The following is a 17,120-nucleotide window of genomic DNA, read 5'->3' on the forward strand; positions in this document are numbered from 1 at the left end:
CAGGCATCTTGCCTGTTTCTAACAGAGGCAAGATGTCAAATTTACGAAGCTTGGGGTTGTTTCAAACTGCCTAATAAATTACGAGTTTCGCTAGCTGCTGCTTTCATTGCTTGTTCTGCACTCATTCTCCCGGTAAAAGCTGAACTCAAATAGCGCTGCAAAATATCAGAAGCTTGAGCGTATTGTGCCAGGGGCGGGCGCAAAGATGATCGTTCCACTACTTTTAGCAGTTGCGGGTAGTGGGGATATTTGGCGACTATTTCTTTGTTGGTAAATAGGGATTTGTAACTGGGAACTAAACCGGTTTGTAAAATAAATTTGCGCTGGGTTTCCTCGCTGGTAAGATACTGAATTGCTTTCCACGCTTGTTCTGGATGTTTTGAGGTTTTGGCAATTCCCCAGCCCCAGCCGCCCAAGCAGGAACCGCCTGTTTGACCGATACTGCTGAGCATTGGCTCGATCGCAATTTTACCTCTAACATTCGATCCTTCGGCATTTGCCAGCTTCCAAACATAGGGCCAGTTTCGCAAAAACAGCGCTTGGCCGTTTTGAAACAAAAGCCGGGTTTCTTCTTCTCCGTAGGTGGTGACACCGGGAGGAGAAATGCCAGAGGCGATCGTATTTTTGAGAAATTCCACTGCTTTAATTGCTTCTGGTTTATCTAACCCAACTTCAAAAGTTTGCGGGTTTGCCCAGAAGCCACCAAAACCGGAGAGCACTTCGACAAACATCGCAGATACTCCCTCGTATTGTTTACCTTGCCACAGATAACCCCAAGTTGCTTTTCCCTGTTTTTGCAAGTTTTGAGAGATTTTTACCATCTCTTCAAAGGTTTTCGGGGCTGGAATTTTCGCTTGTTCTAAAATGTCTTTGCGGTAATAAAGCATTCCGGCATCGGAAGCGTGGGGAATTCGGTAAAGTTTGCCCCGATACCGCCCGCCTTCGACGTTTCCTTGGATAAATTTTGATAGTTGTTCGGGGGGAATTCTGTCTGTCAAATCGCTTACCCAACCTGCGGCTGCAAATTTGGGAACCCAGACAATATCCATGTTGATGATGTCGTAGGGCGATTCGCCTAAAAGAAAGGCAGATGTGTAAAGATTTTCTATGAGGTTGCTGTCAAAAGGCCCTTCTATGAGGTTGATGCGAATGTCGGGGTTTTTCTGTTCAAATTCTTTGACAAAGGGTTTCCAGTTAACAAGGTCTTGACCTTGCATTAACATGGTGAGCACGACTGGCTGTTGAGTCAGTGCCGGCAGAATAAATAAAAGTAAGACGGCGGCTAATGTGACAGCGAATAAGGCTAAAAGACGGGGACGCTTCTGGCTTCGTTGCAGCAGGGAATTTATTTTTTGCATTTGCTTTTGAGGAATGGCGGTGCGATCGCCTTATTTCTCTCATAACTCGCTTTCTTTTGTTTCGCTGGATTTAGCCAGTTTGTGCAATAAAAGTTTAAGTAAACTTTAGCTTACTTAATAATGCTTGAGTGAAGAGTACACATTTTGATTTAAGTAGGTGGAAGGGGAGTTGAGTAGACATCTATCTATAGAGAGATATTGAGAAAATTGTCTAATATATAGCAATCCTAAATCATTTGTGAATTTCTTACTCCCTCCCCTTGGTAAGGGGAGGGTTGGGGTGGGGTAAAAAGTTGACGACTCATTTAGGATTGCTATAGCAGTTGTCAATCGGATGAAACTCACATCTTGCACCATTGTCAAGAACAGGCTTTTCGGCCTGTTCCACAATGAAATTCATCTCTTGTGGAACAGGCCGAAAAGCCTGTTCCTAAACAAGTAATTGAGAATTGTGCAATATCTCAGATGAAACAAAGTAGGGACTTACACCCAGCCTAAGTCCCTACAGATGCTCGCATCCAATCTATATTTATCCCTACTTTTAAGCATTGGTATAACTTTTGTCGATCGCCTGATCGACGATCTATTCTCCAATAAAAACCCGGTTTCTGAGTAAATCCTAAATACAAACTAAGGAATGAGAATTAAATAACTTCCACTTTTGAAAGTGGGATGGGCGTCCCGCCCATCCCACAATAACAATTAAAATTGTAAGTTATTTAATTCGCGATCCTACATACAAAAAACACCGCTCCTCAAAACAGGAGAACGGTGTATAGGGGGTGTTATGGGTTGTTGTCTGGGATTAACCTTAACAAATTACGATCGGCTGAGGCTATGCCTTGTGATGGTTAAAAAATTGGCACAAACCTGCACGATCGCCCGTTGCTCGATCGACCGCGAGCGATTAGCCCAACCATTCCACAACAGCATCCTGCTTGGTATTGGTGCGCCGTTCTGGGGTTTCGCGGTTGAATTTCAAGTGGATGGCGCGGTTTTGTTCGCCGTCTGCTGCTACTGCAAAAATCGGATAGTCGATTAAGCCGTCTTGGAAAGACATCTGGAAGCGGAAAGTGCCGTCAGGATTGAGTTTAATCGGCTGTCCGCCTACGTAGACGGTAGCGTCAGGCTCGGTGGCGCCGTAGACAATCAGTTCGGCATCAGCAACTAACCAGAACTGGCGGGGGCGCATCGGGGCGGCGAAGCCAACTCCCGACATACCGACACCGGACATACCGAAACCTGACATGGTGAGACCGGACATACCGACACCCGACATGGTGAGGCCGGACATACCGACACCCGACGCGGTGAGGCCGGACATACCGACACCCGACGCGGTGAGGCCGGACATGGTGGGAGCCGCCCACATTCCGACGCCGGAGGGGAACACGTAGGAACTGAGAGCTTGTTCGTGGATGCCGACTTGCTGGACGGAACCGGCGACGTGCTGCATGGAACCGAAGACAGAACCCGCTACGCGCAGGGATTCGGCAGATTCTGCCATGCCGAAGATTTGTTCGTAGATGGCGTTGCTGGTGCTGTAACCACCGCCATTGACTGCTTTTGCGAGTTTCTTGGCCGGAGGAACCAGTTCGGCGAAGGTTTTGCCCTGCAATTCTTCTTCCCAGTCGAGGGTGATGAATTGATCTTCAATCCAGTCGCTGGGATAGACGGGAGGAACGCGGACTTCAGCCGATCGAGCTAATACCAGCCACCGACCATCTGCACAGCGGTAGCCGATGTCGATCGCGTAGTCCCGATCGCTCACGGGGATTGGCACGTACCATTCCCGCGCCAGTTCGTCGCAGGGATATTCTTGAATGCTGTGCGGGCTTTGAGTGTCGAGGTTAACATCTGTAACGTCGTAGATCCGCAGGGCGAGTTGCTGTCCTCCTTGGCGACGCAATTCTTCTTTGCGATCGTTGGGAATGTCCCAGTAAGTGTAGGCCCATTCTGGGTCGCGGGGCATTAAAACCACCCGGCTTTCGCCGTAGCCGTTGGGCAAATCTGCTAAACCTTCATCTACAGACGACAAAGAACCGCCTGTTCTATCTTCTTGACCGAGTTCAAACTTTGCTGCTTCCACTGCTTCTTGTGCCTCTAGTTTGCGAGATGGGCTGTAGGAAAATTTGGTGCGCTGAATTTCTTGAATTGATGCCAGGAGTTGCGATTTCCGCATCCGGCTGTAGCGAGAGACTCCACATTCGCTAGCAACTCTGCGGAGTTGTCGCAAAGTCATCTCTTCTAATGGTGGGCGTTCTTTTGCCATGAGTTGGTTCTCCACTAATTTAGGATGGCGGGTTAGATTTTTTCTTCCAACACAAATGTGTTGACTTTTTGAGTTAGAAACTCTTTTAAATCTACATATTATCGAGCTTCCAAATCTCTCCAACCTTTGAAGCCTTGCTTGTTTTTAGCTTGTCTTTTCCCCCATGCGATCGAGGGTTTGGACTTATTGGCTTCTGCGCGCACCGTTCGATCTAAATAAAGCTTTATCTGTCGATTCTTGATTGACAAGATCGATTTTGTGAGTGCGATCGGTGCTGCTAGCAACGCTGTGCTGGCAGCACACGCGCTATTCGACTCCCAGTGCTGCTTAATCGAAGCATTTCTTTGGGATCGTTTTGTCATGACTCAATGTTGCAGACAACTTGCGATCGGGTCAAGGGGTCTTTTCCTTTAATTCTGGGTACTTATACGCATTTTCGTGATTTTGGGGATCACTTTGTCAGGGAATCTTGACAATTAAGCGCTTGTGGGGATCGTCAGGGAAACAATTGTCAACATTTCCTGACATAAATTAGATGTGAGATTGAGTCGGCCAGGGCGGTACTATGGATAGAGGAGATTTAGTACAAAATTTGGTAGGCTGGCAGTTGGGCGGTACTCTTGTGCTAGCTTCGCTAACGGGCGATCGCAACTACAAACCAACATTCCTGAACCCAAAAAAGGTTTGACGCTACCTATACAGATAAGGTGGGCACTGCACACCCTACACATAGAGCTTCTGCGTAAATCTTGTAAAATCTAAAATCTAAAATCTAAAATCTAAAATCGAATGACTCTAACGCTTTACAACAGCTTGACCCGTCGCGAATCACCTTTTGAGCCCCTCGAACCAGGAAAGGTGCGGATGTACTGCTGCGGCGTTACGGTATACGATTACTGCCACGTCGGCCACGCCCGCGCTTACATTGTTTGGGACATGGTGCGCCGCTATCTGATGTGGCGGGGATACGATGTGCGCTACGTGCAGAATTTTACAGATATTGACGACAAAATTCTCGATCGCGCCCGCGAAACCAATTCCAGAATGGAAGCCGTGGCGGAACGCTTCATCGATGAATATTTCGTAGATATGGACAAACTGAATATTCTCAGGGCCGATGAATATCCCCGCGCCACCCATACAATCGACGGCATTAAACGGCTGATTCACGAATTAGAAAATAAAGGTTATGCCTATGCGAACGGCGGCGACGTTTACTACAACGTGAGGCAGTTTGCCGATTACGGAAAACTTTCCGGCCGCAAGTTGGAAGAAATGCAGGCAGGGGCTAGCGGTAGATTGGAAACCGCAGAAATAGAAGCTCAAAAAAAGCAAGATTCCTCTGATTTTGCCCTGTGGAAAAGCGCTAAACCGGGAGAACCTGCTTGGGAGTCGTCTTGGGGAAAAGGTCGTCCCGGATGGCACATCGAATGTTCGGCGATGGTGCGCGATTGCTTGGGCGAAACAATTGACATTCACTGCGGCGGTTCCGATTTAACTTTCCCGCACCACGAAAACGAAATTGCTCAATCTGAAGCCGCGACTGGCAAGTCGCTTGCTAATTATTGGATGCACAATGCTTTTGTGACTGTCAATGGCAAAAAGATGTCGAAATCTTTGCACAATTTTATTACAATTCGCGATTTGTTGGATGGGAATTGGTCGGGCGATTTGGAATCTAACCCCCCCGCAGCCCAGGGCGGGCACGGGGGCACCGCCCCTACGCAGGATGGGAGTAAGAATCAAAGCGAGAATGCAAAAGCGGTGGAACCGATGGCGGTGAGGCTGTTTGTGTTGATGGCGCAGTATCGCAGTCAAATTGATTTTACCGAAGAGGCGATCGCTAGCGCTAGAAATGGCTGGAATACCATCAATGAAGGTTTGCTGTTTGGGCTGCGCTACGGTTCTCAACTGAATTGGGACGTTGAGAAAACTGGACAGGATAGCAAAGCTGTGCAGGAATTCCAATCAGCGATGGACAATGATTTCAATACTCCCGGCGCTGTGACGATTTTGTTTGAATTGGCTAAGGAATTGGCCAAAGAAGGCAATGTTTTAGTGCATCAGGGAAAAACAGAAACTGCGCCGGATTTGTTGCAGCAAAAATGGCTGACATTGGTGAGTTTGGCGGGGGTTTTGGGTTTAGAAGTTCAGCCGGAAGGTGACAGCAATGATGCTGTTGATGGTTTGAGTGATGGGGAGATTGAGGTGATGATTCAGCAGCGGAAAGATGCTCGGAAAGCTAGGGATTTTGCTGAGGGCGATCGCATCCGCAACGAGCTTAAGGATAATGGGATTACTTTGATCGATCAAAAGGATGGTACAACCATCTGGCATCGTGGTTGAAACTAAATTCATAGTCTGCGGAGGCAGACTTTGTTTGACAAGAAGCGGTTTCAACCGCCGAATTCTAAACACGCTCTAATGTCTTCCTCCGTCAACTCTGGAAAATCGTCTAGAATCTCTGCGTGAGACATTCCCGCAGCCAGCCAACCCAACACATCATAAACGGTAATTCGCATTCGCCTGATGCAAGGCTTTCCACCGCGTTTACCTGGTTCGATAGTAATGATTTTGCGATCGCTCATGACCAAACCGAGTTTAGTACATTTTTTTTAGTGTAGCCTAGTCTTTGAATAAGCGATATAATTTACTCAACTTCGCAATTTGTTCAACCTTAGAGGTAATAGCCTAGCTCTATGAATACCCTCGACCAAGTGCTAGAAACTGCTTTACAACTGTCCTACGAACAGCAGGAAATGCTGATAAAAATCCTGCAAAACCGTCACCGCGAGAGTGTCCGCGCGGAAATAGCTGCTGATGCCCAACGAACCTTAGCTGATTTCCGTACAGGCAAATTTCGACACCAGTCAGCCGAGGATGTTATTGCAACATTACGCCAGTCTTTGGACGAGCCGGAAGCATGAGACAACTGGTTCTGACTGTTGACTGTTGACTGTTAACTGTTGAGTATTTGAACAATACCGATGCAACCGGAAACGATATCAGTTATTATTAGATAATAACTCCACAAATAGATTTAAGTTTTATTTAACTTGTTCACAAATTCGGCAACAGCCGCGACAAATTCTGCGGTGGATTCATAGGGCAAAACATTGCGCCCCGGCATTAATAAACCTTCCCCATTGGGAAAATAAGCTAAATATTGCGCTAATCTTTCATCCGGTTTCTCTTCCTTACCCGCTTGACTGATGCTTGAGGCTTTTTCTCCCATGACAATGAGTGCAGGTCGATCGAACTTTTGAATCGTGTTACTATAATCCTGGCGCCAAAACCCCGCTAAAAACGAGAAAACCGCGTGACGGCTGTCAGGATTGGCCGCCCCAGCCTGCAAAGCATCCAACCATTCGCTGTCAACTTGTGCCGCATCGCCAAACAGTTGTTTCACAGAAAAAGAACGCAAAAACTCAGCGCGTCTGGCGTAGCGGTAAAAAGCGTTTCCCAGGGGAGAATTTAACAAATTCCAGACAATTCTTTGCTGTCTTTCTGTCGAATGTTTGTTCATCACCGCCCAAGCTGGAGGCCCTGCGAGAACTAAGCCGCGAATTAAATTTGAGCCGCTTTCCTGCTGCTTTTTTGCTAAAGCCAAGCCTACAGACAGTAAAGCACCTTGCACGAGGACGATCGCAGGTTTTTTGACTACAGTTTCCAAGAAATACTGCAACTGTGCCGCCCAATCGTCAGGATAGCAGGCCACAGCCGGCATTTCGCAATCGCCGCAGCCCAAAAGGTCGGGATTATAAATCGGATTACTGTTCCCTGCTTTGTACCAACTCTCACAAAATCTATGCCAAAAGATTCTTGACAAACCAACTCCTATCGGGTGAATTAATAACAAAGGGATGCTATCTTCTGTCGCAGTAGTTGGGTTATAAACATCATAAGCACAGCGATAGTTTTGCCATTCGTAAAACAGCGTTGGTGATTTTATAGATGAAATGGTTGACAAATCTTTATTTGAAGGTGGTGATTGCATATTAATCTTTTAATTTTTTACTTGTTTGTTTACTTATGATGCTACGACAATGTGAGTTTTAGCTTGAACATTTGGTGGCGAGTGGGCAATCCTAATCTCTACGTTGCTGCCGAGTGCGTTGAGAAAACGAAATAGGCGTTCCGTAGAGAAATCTAATAATTTACCGCGCATCAATGCTGAGAGTGTAGGTCGATCGATTCCTAATAGCTTTGCTGCTTGGTTCTGGGTTAGTTGGCGTTCCGAAATTAATTCACTAATCTGATGAGCTAGTTCTGCCTTAATCAGTAATTCCTCTGGATTGGGTAGCCCTAAATCAGCAAAAACATTTCCACTACTGGAATGCACTTTTATTTTTTCAGTCATTTTGTTCCTCCACTTCTTGCTGTTCTAAATATTTTTTGTAGTGTTCTTTGGCACGCTTAAGTCGAGATTCAATCAAATCTATATCTTGCTTGGGGGTAGCAATTCCCTGCTTTGATTTTTTTTGAAAAGCATGAAGAATATAGACTATTCCTTCAAATTTTACGGTATATACAGCTCGGTAAGTGTCTCCATCAAAATTTTCAACAATTTCTAGAACGCCAGCACCTTTAAATCCTTTAAGCGGTTTAGCATCAGGATGCTTTTTACCCAGTTGAGCGCGGTACAAAGCAAAACCCATAATTTGCTGAACATCTTCAGGAAAGTCGCGCAAGTCGTCACGGGAACTGCCGATCCATTCAACGGGTTTTAAGAGCGACTTCATAATCTTAATTATATTATTTATATCATATCGTTTATCATAAAATAGAGAGTGACACGATCGACAACAATATCATTACTCAATTTTGTCAGAATAATCATGTCAGAACAGCGGATTACCATTTCTTTACCTAACTTGCTGCTAATTGTAGCATCGTCCTTGCTGCTAGTGCTGCTGTGGCAATTGCGGAGCCTGCTAGTAATTCTGATGATATCAGTTGTGCTGGCTGCTTCGATCGTCCCGATCGTTAATTGGGCCCAAACGATGCGGGTTCCCCGCTGGCTGGCGGTGATTATGGTTTATTTAACTCTCATCGGTGGATTTAGCGGGACGGTAGTGTTAATCGGGCCCACAGTCATCGAACAAATAGAGTTACTGCTGCGGCAGTTACCAGTTTATGTCGAAAGTTTGCGAACTGTGGCAACTAATCTATTGAGTCGCCTAACCGACGACGCCCCAACCTTGGTGGGTCTGGTGGACACTCAATCGCTGACTAATTGGCTGATTCGATCGAGTCAACAACTGGTTTTGCGATCGTACAGTTTAACCAGAGGCATTCTAGGCGGTTTTTTCAGCTTAGTTTTAGCATTATTTATTTCCGGTTACATGGTTGCCGACAGCGACACATTAATCAAAAGTTTGGTGCAATTTTTCCCAAAACCTTGGGATACAAGATTAGCCGCACAAGTGGCGCCAATTGGTCAAAGAATGGGGAGCTATATTCGCGGGCGAGTGTTAGTTTCGGGCATTTTAGGGATATTTATTACCACAGGTTTAAGCATTTTGGGAATGCCGGAATTTGCTTTAGGCTTGGGTGCGATCGCAGGTGTGACAAACTTGATTCCGTTCATCGGCCCAGTATTGGGAGCAGTACCAGCATTAATTGTAGCATTAGCTAAAGGTGGCTGGGTACTTTTGTGGGTATTACTGTTATTTGTAATTATCCAGAATTTAGAAACTTACGTACTCGATCCTTTGCTGGTTGGTTCCTCGGTTGGTGTGCATCCTTTATATCAATTGCTGTCTGTATTGGGAGGCGTTCAAGTATTAGGAATTATTGGGGCAGTAATTGTGCCGCCTTGGTTTGCGGGAGTGGCAGCTTTGATTGAGAACTTGTATTTAAAACCGAAACTTAGGAGCGAACATCGAGAGGCAATAGATCGGGCTAAAAATAATTCTGACTTGCCACCTCTTACACCTTCGGCGTGACAGCAGGGGAGAAGAGGAGAAGGGGAGTAGGGAATTGAAACATACAATTTATATCGTTTCTGTTGGCATCGGAATAATAATTTTCGGAGTTCAGCGCTTACGTGACCGATCGCGGGGACACTCGTACTTGGGTATAATTCCGTAGTTGCCAGGTTTGATCTTAAATTCACAACAGCAATTTTAACATCCCAGAAGCCGTTCGATATCAAACCCGTTGGCATCGGAATTATTCATCTCTCTCTTCTCTTCCTCCGCGTCCTCTGTGCCCTCTGCGATTAAATCATTCCGGTTCAACCGGATGTGATATGACCACGAATTTCTTCATGTGGTACCCGCCACGTTATTTATCCGTGGAATCAATCCAAAATCGAAAATCGAAAATCACTTATTGCCCCCGCATTTATCTCGCGCAAGTCAATCTAAAATCTAAAATCTAAAATCTAAAATCGATTGACTCCAATTATTCGATCGCTACCATTAACACTTCAACAGTATCTACAAGTCTGCCGACTGATAACTGATGACTGATGACTAAAAACTAAGGACTAATTGCCACCTCAATGCGGCGGTTGCGCTGCCGATTAGTATCAGAACTATTGTCTACCGAAGGGCGACTTTCCCCATAGCCGATCGCCACCCAATGATACTTCTGACCGAGCACACCAGACAAATACTGCACCACAGCCTGAGCCCGGGCAAACGACACATTGCGATTATCCGCCGCTTCCCCCGCGTCGTCAGTGTGGCCCGCAACCCGCACAGTTGCCCCCTCGTGATTGCCCAACTCCGCCACCAAATTGTCCAAAATCGCACTTGTGCCCGCGCGCAAAGAAATGCTGCCAGTATCAAACAAAACATCGCTGGGCAGAGTCACCATCAGCCCATCTCCCCCAAACACCGGATTATTGGCATTCTGTGGGGCAGTATTCACCGTTTCAGGGTTCAGACTGGGGCTGCTGCCGATCGCCGGTAAAGGCGGAACAGGAGTTGCCGCCGTTTCCGGCCCCGCCAATTCCCGCGACATCAACTGCAAACGCTTTTCCAAAGTTTCCGTCGGGCGGCTGCTGCCCAACTGACTCTCCAAAGCGGCAGTGCGACCAATCAGCGCGTTGAGTTCGCCCTGCAACTGTCTCAAATCCGACTGCAATTTCTCTCTCTGGGCAGGACTGACTGTTGACTGGGGAGTCGGTGTAGCGGTTGGTGGCGGGAGTGCCGGAATTGGCGTTGCTGGGGCGCGTTTCGGGCTGGAGGTCAAATTTTGAGTTACACGCAGCAATCTCTCTGCGATCGGCATTTCCGTCGCCCCTGACGGATAAATTTGAGCGATCGCCATCCCCAAAACCCACGCAAAACCGCTGCCCACCCCCAGCAGCAGCAGTCGAAAAATCAGCGACAGTACAAGCAAACCTTTTCCCCGCGACTTGGAGACGCGAGTGGGGGGGATTGAAGGTTTTTGGTTAAAAGATCGCGTCATATTTCATCCCTCTCCGTGTACAGACCACATTAATTTCGATACTATCTTACCTATCCGATTTGAAATTTGAGATTTGAGATTTGAGATTTGTCCTCCAATCTAAAATATAAAAAAGAAACCCGGTTTATATAAATCTGTGGTTTGGTGGCACGCAACGGACTAGAAACCTGGTTTCTAGTCCGTTGCGTGCCAGCCTGAATCTGTTGGATAATTCAGTAAAACTTTTGGAAAAAAAACCGATGACTGACCCTTTAAATAGCCCTTATCCCGTTCCTTGGGAGTGGATTAGTGCCACTCATGCTAAAGTGAGCTCCACTGCAGGCACAGGCCTCCGCTATTATCGCAGTCCATCTCTAGTATCAACTAACGGCCAATACGCAGCTTACAGTCGAATTGAGTTGCAAGTACAGCCGGAATTCTCCCGATGTCGGGTTAGCAGCGTCATGTTTGTGGAAAATCTCAAAACCGGCGAACTGCAAACAGTGGCGGCTGCTTCGCCACTGGCCGAAAGTGGGATGTATGCTAGCGATGATACAGATATGTCCGGGACGATCGCCATTTTAGTGCCTGTTTCTTGGAATCAAGACGGTTCCCGCATTCTCGCCCGCGAATTTGAAGCACTTTTCAACTCTTCCGATATGTCCGACTACGGTGTCATTTGGGACAAAAATGATAATTACACTTATACCGTTGCTCCTGCTCGCAGTCTTTACACTCATGCTGTATTGTTGGGTTGGAGTCAAGTTTGTCCCGGAAAAGTTCTGTTCCGCGCAGGCAATTTGGGCGATCGATCTTGGCCTCTTTGTGCAGTGGATATGACAGGGCAAACAGTAGCAGTCACCGAGGACAAACCCCTAGTTTTCGGCAGTCAAGCCAGCACAGACTGGATCGAACCTAAAACTCGTTTTTAGATATTATGGCGGCATTTTCTTGGATATGGCCCACAATTTTTCTAGTGTCAGGTCAGTCTTTTAACCAATTCATTTTGACCCTGGGGCTGATAGTTCTGGCTGTTATTTCCGGTCTAACAGCTTTTATTTTTATTCGGATTTTTCTTAATTGGTTGCAAGCGAAATTGGAGGGAAACCGCCATTTTTTTATACGCTCGTTCACCAGAAAGACGGGCAATTCAACCGCTCATATTTCCGAACCTGAAAAGGTTTTTTTAGAACCCAGATTCGTAGAAAGTGACGGCAATTTAACTGCTACTATTTTTGGAGGCAAAAGCGATATTTCAAGAGCGATTGAGCCGGAGATAATCTGCGAAAAATCAGCAGCAGTTGCCTATCTCTACAAGCCGATCGCTCTTTGGCACGGGCGCTTAATTTTGCCATCAAACGAACAGCGGCTGCCCTACGGCACAGTGTTTTTTGAAGTAATAAATGCACCCAAAAAATATAAAAACTTTATTGGCAAAACAGCATTTTTGAAATGGAGTACAAATCGCGAAGTACAGTTTTTTGTCCACGCAGTCAGTCAAGATATAAACTTCACACAAGAAACTCAAAAAAGTCAAAAATCTGGCAACATCCATCCAGATAGATTAAACGGCTGGCGAAATGTCGGGCCTTTAGAAACTCTAGCAGGCAGCAGACTTGAAGACAGCGTGACTGTGATGCTGCGGAGGCCGGTGATTGCGATTCATTATAGCAGCAGCGATCGCCAGGAACTCACGATCGATCGCGAACCAGTACAAATTATCGGACGTTTCTGCGCCTTAGTCTCTATTTTACAGCGAAAAGAACGCGACAGCGACAAATTTATTGTCCGGCATTTCAACAAAACATCTCAACAATTTGACGGCGCCGCCGAAATCATTCGGATTCCACAAGTACAGCCAGACAAAAATGGCGTAGCGAGGTCTACCAATCACCTAATCGAACAATCGCCCTTAAATCCAGAAGGCTGGTACATTTACGGCGAAAGAGACGAAGACAGTATATTTGTAGTACAGGCAATCGAACCCCGCAAAATTGCCCAATTAATCCCAGATGAAACACATTTCGGACTAAAAAAATCTATCGATTATTTAAGCAGCCAAAATTGGGAAAATACACCAGCCCAAAAAGGGCAAGCAAAAATAGTATTGTTAACCCCAAATGACGCTAAAGAAAACGCTTCAATCTCTCCTTGGCAAGAAGGAGATATCGGGATAGTGATTCACAGTTTCGGGGGTATCGGCGGCAAAAAAGGCGAACGGCAACCCCTGGGAATTGTCACCGGACATTTTGCTTTCGGAGTAGCAAAAGTAGTGCGCGATCGCTTTACCAGCGAACTGCGTTTTGACATAGAATACAAACAAGTTTACGCCCACAATCCCGACGGAATTGTTGCCGGTTCCAGCAAATGGCAAAGCTACATGGGAGACTTGCAGCGCGGCTGGTTGGGCGATCGCCCGGTTTGCGATATCATCTGTAAATTAGACTGCGTGTGTTGCGACTACGATTTTGACGGCATCACCTTGTCACCTTTAACCGAATTAAACCAGCAACTAGATATCATGATGGCCCGCTACCGCAGCGGAGACGGCACCGGCGCAAGTTTAGTCACGCCAGCAACTTCTTGCGTCCAAGATTCAAGTCAGGCAATTTACGCCACAATTAAAAAAATCACTTCCGAAATAGAGTCAAATCCTCAGATTCAAGACTGGTTAAAAACACATCCCACCGACGCACAAAGCAAAAGGTTTCACCAATTAGTAGCTTTAGGAGAGAGTTTAGAAAAAGTATTAATGCCCCTCGGAATTGTTCGTCCAGATTGGCGGAAAAATTCGACATTGGCGGGGATTGATGCGGAACTGAAAAAAACCTTTTTTGCAGGTATAGCAACCCTGATAAAAACTGCTATTAGTTACCGAACAATGCTGCCGAGGCGAACCCAAGATGAAATAGCCAAAGTTTTATTAAAACAAGGAGCTTTTTTGTGGATAATTCGCACCAATCAAGTTGGAGGATTTGACCCAGACATTAAGCCGATCGCACCAACAGGGTTTTGAATCAGCAATCGGTTTGTAGATGATTCGGCGATTTAAATCGCTACTAGAAAAACCAAGTCTGCCTCCCCAGACTAAGAGATTGATATCATGTCCGGTCAATTACCCTGATTCCTGTAGGGGCGGGTTCACCAACAATATTTGCTAAAAACCGACAATCTCAAAAACCCGCCCCGGCAATTGTATTATGCGCGATCGATCGGACATGGTATGAGGCAGCATTTAAGCGGGATTTGGTATCAGTCAACAGTCAACCGTTAACAGTCAACAGTCAACCGTTAACAGTCAACAGTCAACAGTTAACCATTACCAAGGAGTGACTTGAACAGTGCCGTCTGGTGCCAAAACTACGCGGAAATCAGCCAGCGGTTCCGCAGGTGTCCTGGTGCCAACCGGTTGGTAAAGCAACTCAGACAACGGCGTTTCTGATCGATCGACTGCTGCCGAATTTTCCGGCTTGTAACCGACAATCGCCCCGTCTGGGGCCACACTCACCCGATAAACCAACTCCGCATCAACCGGAGGCTTATCCTTCACAACTCCGTCAATTTGCTGGGAAAGTTTGCCCCTCAACAGGTCAATTTCCCCTGGATCTGTAATTGGCACCGCTGCCACATCTGGGCTTGCCAAACCTTCCGCAACAGGAGTGGGCGTGCTTTCCGGCGAAGTGCTCGACTGCGGTGTGGCCAACGGTGAAGCGTCCGGCTGCGGCGCGGGGATCGGAGTCGGCGAAAGCGATTCAGCGTTCGGAGTTTGAGTCCCAGGCAGCAAACCGTCAGCAGGGGGCGTGGGATTGGGATTAGGCGAACCCGATCCGCCCGGATTCGGCGTCCCCTGATTCTGGCCTGCAGGATTGGGCTGCGGCACCGGATCTCTCGGCCGCTGGACTTCCGGTATCGGCACCAAGAAAAACGCCATCGCAGCCAAAGCCAAACTCGACACCCCCACGACAGCAGGTAAAGTCCGCTTCGCCAAAGGTTCGGCCGACTTGACGTAACGCTTGGAAATTGGGGTTAATTGCAGCGACAATTCCGGCAGTGTCTGCGTGTCGGCAAAAAACTGATCGATCGCCTCTACCAAGTCAAATAGCTGTACCGTCGTCAAATCCACTTTTGCCGACAGTTCTGTTTTTTGATCGATTTGGGTGGCGCTGCCTGTGGAGGCGGGTAGAACGGTCAATCGGTGCAAATTCCCGTCAATTCTGTGCAACTGCACCATACCCACATTCGGGCCGTAGCGATCGGGATAATGCACTCCGCTCATAAATTCTTGAGCGTAGCTGCTGACGGCCCTCACCAAGCTTTCAAAAAACTCCCGTCCCCCGCTTAAAGGCTCGCCAAGACCTGTAACATAGCATTCAGCGCTCATTAATATTGAAAGCACCGGCCGTAAATCTAACTGGCTGGCTGCCGATCCATCGCTCAACCCTTCTAGAACCAGGGTGCAATTTGGCAGACTGTACTGACGCCTAATAGTCATTTTTTATTCAACTTCTCCATCAAACAGGCTAACCCAGAAGCGCTGCATTCCGGCTGTGCCTGTACAAAATAGCAGTTTGCTCAACAAGTTCAAAGCTAGTTCGTTGAGCTTGTCGTCGGAATCGTAAGCTGCAACTAGCGATCGCTTGGGGTTCATGCGCGATCGAAAGTGAGCTCGAAAGCGTTCTAAATACTCCGCCAGCGACTGGTTCTGGTTGAGGGGGATATTTTTCGATCGCAACTGCTGGGAGTCTAGCAGCAACTGCCGAATTGTGGCGGTTAACTTGCGCGCCATATTACAGGCGATCGCCACCAGCGCTTTTGCCTCCACCATCGTAAGGGAGCGGCGCTGGGTGTAGCGTCTCAGCGGGTTAGTATTACGCATCAGCCAAAGAGCAACCCGATTTTTGATAATTGATTCCAATTCCAGGTCCCTTGACACAGCCAGCATTTCTTCTGCACCTCCGAGATACAAGGCTTCGATCGCCAGCAACATCAAGTCAATTTGCAATCTGGCTCGGCGGGGACATCCCCCATCGGAGGGCGACAAGTCTGGCAAACTGTCTAAAATCAACGGGTTTGACTGGGTAAGCGAAGTTTCTGACGGCATTAATATCACGGCAACATCCATTCCAAACAAACTATACGGGCACGGGGGGTCTTGAGCAAGACAAATTCTCAACCAAGAACTTCTCTGGGATACTTTATTTTTATCATTGACTTTTAGGTATATTTTCTAATTTAGCAGCAACCGACCGTCGCGGGCGAGCTCCGGCGGCCGGAGTTCGATCGCCCACTCCCCCACCCCGCCGCTTTGTGATTCCTTGCTTCTTGAGGGGGGAGAAGGGGAGAGTCAATCGATTGCGCGATTTTAGATTTTAGATTTTAGATTTTAGAATTGAAGCATTGATCCCACGGATAAATTCTGGGGTTCCTTTATCGGATACAGGTTTTTTATTTCTGGACGGATGAATTACGTGGCGGGTATCCTGGATGCTTTCTGTCGGAAAGCGACCAAGAATTACCCATTTCCCCTTTCTTATTCTCTATTGGGATCGATCAATCTTCCTGCTTCTGGGGTTGCACCGCCGCTTCTCTTTGAGCAGTAAAATCAGTAGCCGCCGTCTTATCAGTTAGACTAATTTTTCCCTTGAGGCTTTCTTGCTCCACAATTCCGCGCATTTTAACAGAACTGTTTTGACCGGTTGCTGTGGAGTCCCTGCAACCCGCTAAATTAGGAACCGCACCCGACAAGTTCAATCCTTGAGTTTCCCACCTACCAAATAGAGAAGGTTTCTCTTGGGCTGTTTTTTCCCTGCCCTCCCTGCTGCCCGATCGCAAATTACCGCTCAAATAAACACCCGATTGCTCGATTGTCAATACCAAAACATCAGAATTCAGACATTCGGGCAAACTTTTAGGATCGAAGCGATAAGTTCCCGCAATTGCCGGGGCCGCCTTTAAATTTGCTTCCCCGTAAGCAGTTACTACTTTAAACAGCAGTGAAACTGAGCCGATCGCAATCCCGTAAAATGCCAGGGATTTGAGGCTTAAATGATTCATCATCTTGGTAATTGGTAATTGGTAATCGGTAATTG

The 17,120-nt window shown here is 47.1% G+C and carries 18 protein-coding genes; 6 read left to right on the top strand and 12 right to left on the bottom strand.

Features of this window, described 5'->3' with window-relative positions; translation table 11 throughout:
- Positions 1-41 precede the first annotated feature (41 nt).
- From QT984_RS13945 to QT984_RS13955, 3 genes are all read right to left on the bottom strand, one after another.
- Positions 42-1,358, bottom strand: a complete 1,317-nt coding sequence (locus tag QT984_RS13945; protein WP_333056005.1) for an ABC transporter substrate-binding protein — start codon at positions 1,356-1,358, stop codon at positions 42-44.
- Between the two features lie 907 nt (positions 1,359-2,265).
- On the bottom strand, positions 2,266-3,630 hold the full coding sequence (locus tag QT984_RS13950) for a DUF4912 domain-containing protein (RefSeq protein WP_333056006.1): 1,365 nt from the start codon (positions 3,628-3,630) through the stop codon (positions 2,266-2,268).
- Between the two features lie 98 nt (positions 3,631-3,728).
- Positions 3,729-3,992 (bottom strand): hypothetical protein, encoded by a 264-nt coding sequence (locus QT984_RS13955; RefSeq protein WP_333056007.1) that lies wholly within the window; start codon positions 3,990-3,992, stop codon positions 3,729-3,731.
- A gap of 203 nt (positions 3,993-4,195) precedes the next feature.
- Here QT984_RS13955 and QT984_RS13960 point away from each other — a divergent pair, with 203 nt between their 5' ends.
- On the top strand, positions 4,196-4,318 hold the full coding sequence (locus QT984_RS13960) for a hypothetical protein (RefSeq protein WP_333056008.1): 123 nt from the start codon (positions 4,196-4,198) through the stop codon (positions 4,316-4,318).
- Between the two features lie 101 nt (positions 4,319-4,419).
- Complete coding sequence (cysS, locus tag QT984_RS13965; protein ID WP_333233446.1) at positions 4,420-5,976, top strand: cysteine--tRNA ligase; 1,557 nt, start codon at positions 4,420-4,422, stop codon at positions 5,974-5,976.
- Between the two features lie 50 nt (positions 5,977-6,026).
- Here cysS and QT984_RS13970 read toward each other — a convergent pair whose 3' ends face one another.
- The gene (locus QT984_RS13970) at positions 6,027-6,218 is read right to left on the bottom strand and encodes a DUF433 domain-containing protein (RefSeq protein WP_333056010.1); all 192 of its coding nucleotides are present in this window, start codon (positions 6,216-6,218) and stop codon (positions 6,027-6,029) included.
- Between the two features lie 111 nt (positions 6,219-6,329).
- Between QT984_RS13970 and QT984_RS13975 the strand changes: the two genes are divergently transcribed.
- Positions 6,330-6,557 (top strand): hypothetical protein, encoded by a 228-nt coding sequence (locus tag QT984_RS13975; protein ID WP_333210616.1) that lies wholly within the window; start codon positions 6,330-6,332, stop codon positions 6,555-6,557.
- Positions 6,558-6,670: 113 nt separating this feature from the next.
- On the opposite strand, the gene QT984_RS13980 is transcribed toward QT984_RS13975, so the two are convergent.
- From QT984_RS13980 to QT984_RS13990, 3 genes are read right to left on the bottom strand one after another with little or no spacing between them, the layout of a single operon-like run.
- Positions 6,671-7,627: an alpha/beta hydrolase gene (locus QT984_RS13980; RefSeq protein ID WP_333056012.1), complete on the bottom strand. Its 957-nt coding sequence runs from the start codon at positions 7,625-7,627 to the stop codon at positions 6,671-6,673.
- Positions 7,628-7,660: 33 nt separating this feature from the next.
- Positions 7,661-7,990, bottom strand: coding sequence for a helix-turn-helix transcriptional regulator (locus QT984_RS13985; RefSeq protein ID WP_333233448.1), 330 nt, complete (start codon positions 7,988-7,990; stop codon positions 7,661-7,663).
- Positions 7,983-8,372, bottom strand: a complete 390-nt coding sequence (locus QT984_RS13990; protein WP_333056014.1) for a type II toxin-antitoxin system RelE/ParE family toxin — start codon at positions 8,370-8,372, stop codon at positions 7,983-7,985. Before QT984_RS13990 ends, QT984_RS13985 begins: the two co-directional genes overlap by 8 nt.
- A 96-nt stretch (positions 8,373-8,468) precedes the next feature.
- Between QT984_RS13990 and QT984_RS13995 the strand changes: the two genes are divergently transcribed.
- Positions 8,469-9,578 (top strand): AI-2E family transporter, encoded by a 1,110-nt coding sequence (locus tag QT984_RS13995; RefSeq protein ID WP_333056015.1) that lies wholly within the window; start codon positions 8,469-8,471, stop codon positions 9,576-9,578.
- A gap of 538 nt (positions 9,579-10,116) precedes the next feature.
- On the opposite strand, the gene QT984_RS14000 is transcribed toward QT984_RS13995, so the two are convergent.
- Positions 10,117-11,052, bottom strand: coding sequence for an OmpA family protein (locus QT984_RS14000; protein ID WP_333056016.1), 936 nt, complete (start codon positions 11,050-11,052; stop codon positions 10,117-10,119).
- 239 nt (positions 11,053-11,291) lie between these two features.
- Between QT984_RS14000 and QT984_RS14005 the strand changes: the two genes are divergently transcribed.
- Entirely contained in the window at positions 11,292-11,963 is a 672-nt protein-coding gene (locus tag QT984_RS14005) for a hypothetical protein (RefSeq protein ID WP_333056017.1), read from the top strand.
- A gap of 74 nt (positions 11,964-12,037) precedes the next feature.
- On the top strand, positions 12,038-14,047 hold the full coding sequence (locus QT984_RS14010; RefSeq protein WP_333374225.1) for an abortive infection protein: 2,010 nt from the start codon (positions 12,038-12,040) through the stop codon (positions 14,045-14,047).
- A 303-nt stretch (positions 14,048-14,350) separates the two neighbouring features.
- On the opposite strand, the gene QT984_RS14015 is transcribed toward QT984_RS14010, so the two are convergent.
- The 4 genes from QT984_RS14015 to QT984_RS14030 form a co-directional block, all read right to left on the bottom strand.
- Entirely contained in the window at positions 14,351-15,523 is a 1,173-nt protein-coding gene (locus tag QT984_RS14015; protein WP_333056019.1) for a DUF4335 domain-containing protein, read from the bottom strand.
- Between the two features lie 3 nt (positions 15,524-15,526).
- The gene (locus QT984_RS14020) at positions 15,527-16,153 is read right to left on the bottom strand and encodes a DUF3038 domain-containing protein (protein WP_333056020.1); all 627 of its coding nucleotides are present in this window, start codon (positions 16,151-16,153) and stop codon (positions 15,527-15,529) included.
- Positions 16,154-16,235: 82 nt separating this feature from the next.
- Positions 16,236-16,379, bottom strand: coding sequence for a hypothetical protein (locus QT984_RS14025; RefSeq protein ID WP_333272794.1), 144 nt, complete (start codon positions 16,377-16,379; stop codon positions 16,236-16,238).
- A gap of 202 nt (positions 16,380-16,581) precedes the next feature.
- Complete coding sequence (locus QT984_RS14030; RefSeq protein ID WP_333056021.1) at positions 16,582-17,088, bottom strand: hypothetical protein; 507 nt, start codon at positions 17,086-17,088, stop codon at positions 16,582-16,584.
- Positions 17,089-17,120: the final 32 nt, after the last annotated feature.

Origin of the sequence: Microcoleus sp. Z1_B2 (assembly GCF_036700325.1) — a bacterium.
Lineage (GTDB): Bacteria > Cyanobacteriota > Cyanobacteriia > Cyanobacteriales > Microcoleaceae > Microcoleus.

Bases quoted from the DNA above. Each gene is read 5' to 3' on its own strand.
- QT984_RS13945 (WP_333056005.1), bottom strand. From the start codon at position 1,358: ATGCAAAAAATAAATTCCCTGCTGCAACGAAGCCAGAAGCGTCCCCGT.
- QT984_RS13950 (WP_333056006.1), bottom strand. From the start codon at position 3,630: ATGGCAAAAGAACGCCCACCATTAGAAGAGATGACTTTGCGACAACTC.
- QT984_RS13955 (WP_333056007.1), bottom strand. From the start codon at position 3,992: ATGACAAAACGATCCCAAAGAAATGCTTCGATTAAGCAGCACTGGGAG.
- QT984_RS13960 (WP_333056008.1), top strand. From the start codon at position 4,196: ATGGATAGAGGAGATTTAGTACAAAATTTGGTAGGCTGGCAGTTGGGC.
- cysS (WP_333233446.1), top strand. From the start codon at position 4,420: ATGACTCTAACGCTTTACAACAGCTTGACCCGTCGCGAATCACCTTTT.
- QT984_RS13970 (WP_333056010.1), bottom strand. From the start codon at position 6,218: ATGAGCGATCGCAAAATCATTACTATCGAACCAGGTAAACGCGGTGGA.
- QT984_RS13975 (WP_333210616.1), top strand. From the start codon at position 6,330: ATGAATACCCTCGACCAAGTGCTAGAAACTGCTTTACAACTGTCCTAC.
- QT984_RS13980 (WP_333056012.1), bottom strand. From the start codon at position 7,627: ATGCAATCACCACCTTCAAATAAAGATTTGTCAACCATTTCATCTATA.
- QT984_RS13985 (WP_333233448.1), bottom strand. From the start codon at position 7,990: ATGACTGAAAAAATAAAAGTGCATTCCAGTAGTGGAAATGTTTTTGCT.
- QT984_RS13990 (WP_333056014.1), bottom strand. From the start codon at position 8,372: ATGAAGTCGCTCTTAAAACCCGTTGAATGGATCGGCAGTTCCCGTGAC.
- QT984_RS13995 (WP_333056015.1), top strand. From the start codon at position 8,469: ATGTCAGAACAGCGGATTACCATTTCTTTACCTAACTTGCTGCTAATT.
- QT984_RS14000 (WP_333056016.1), bottom strand. From the start codon at position 11,052: ATGACGCGATCTTTTAACCAAAAACCTTCAATCCCCCCCACTCGCGTC.
- QT984_RS14005 (WP_333056017.1), top strand. From the start codon at position 11,292: ATGACTGACCCTTTAAATAGCCCTTATCCCGTTCCTTGGGAGTGGATT.
- QT984_RS14015 (WP_333056019.1), bottom strand. From the start codon at position 15,523: ATGACTATTAGGCGTCAGTACAGTCTGCCAAATTGCACCCTGGTTCTA.
- QT984_RS14020 (WP_333056020.1), bottom strand. From the start codon at position 16,153: ATGGATGTTGCCGTGATATTAATGCCGTCAGAAACTTCGCTTACCCAG.
- QT984_RS14030 (WP_333056021.1), bottom strand. From the start codon at position 17,088: ATGATGAATCATTTAAGCCTCAAATCCCTGGCATTTTACGGGATTGCG.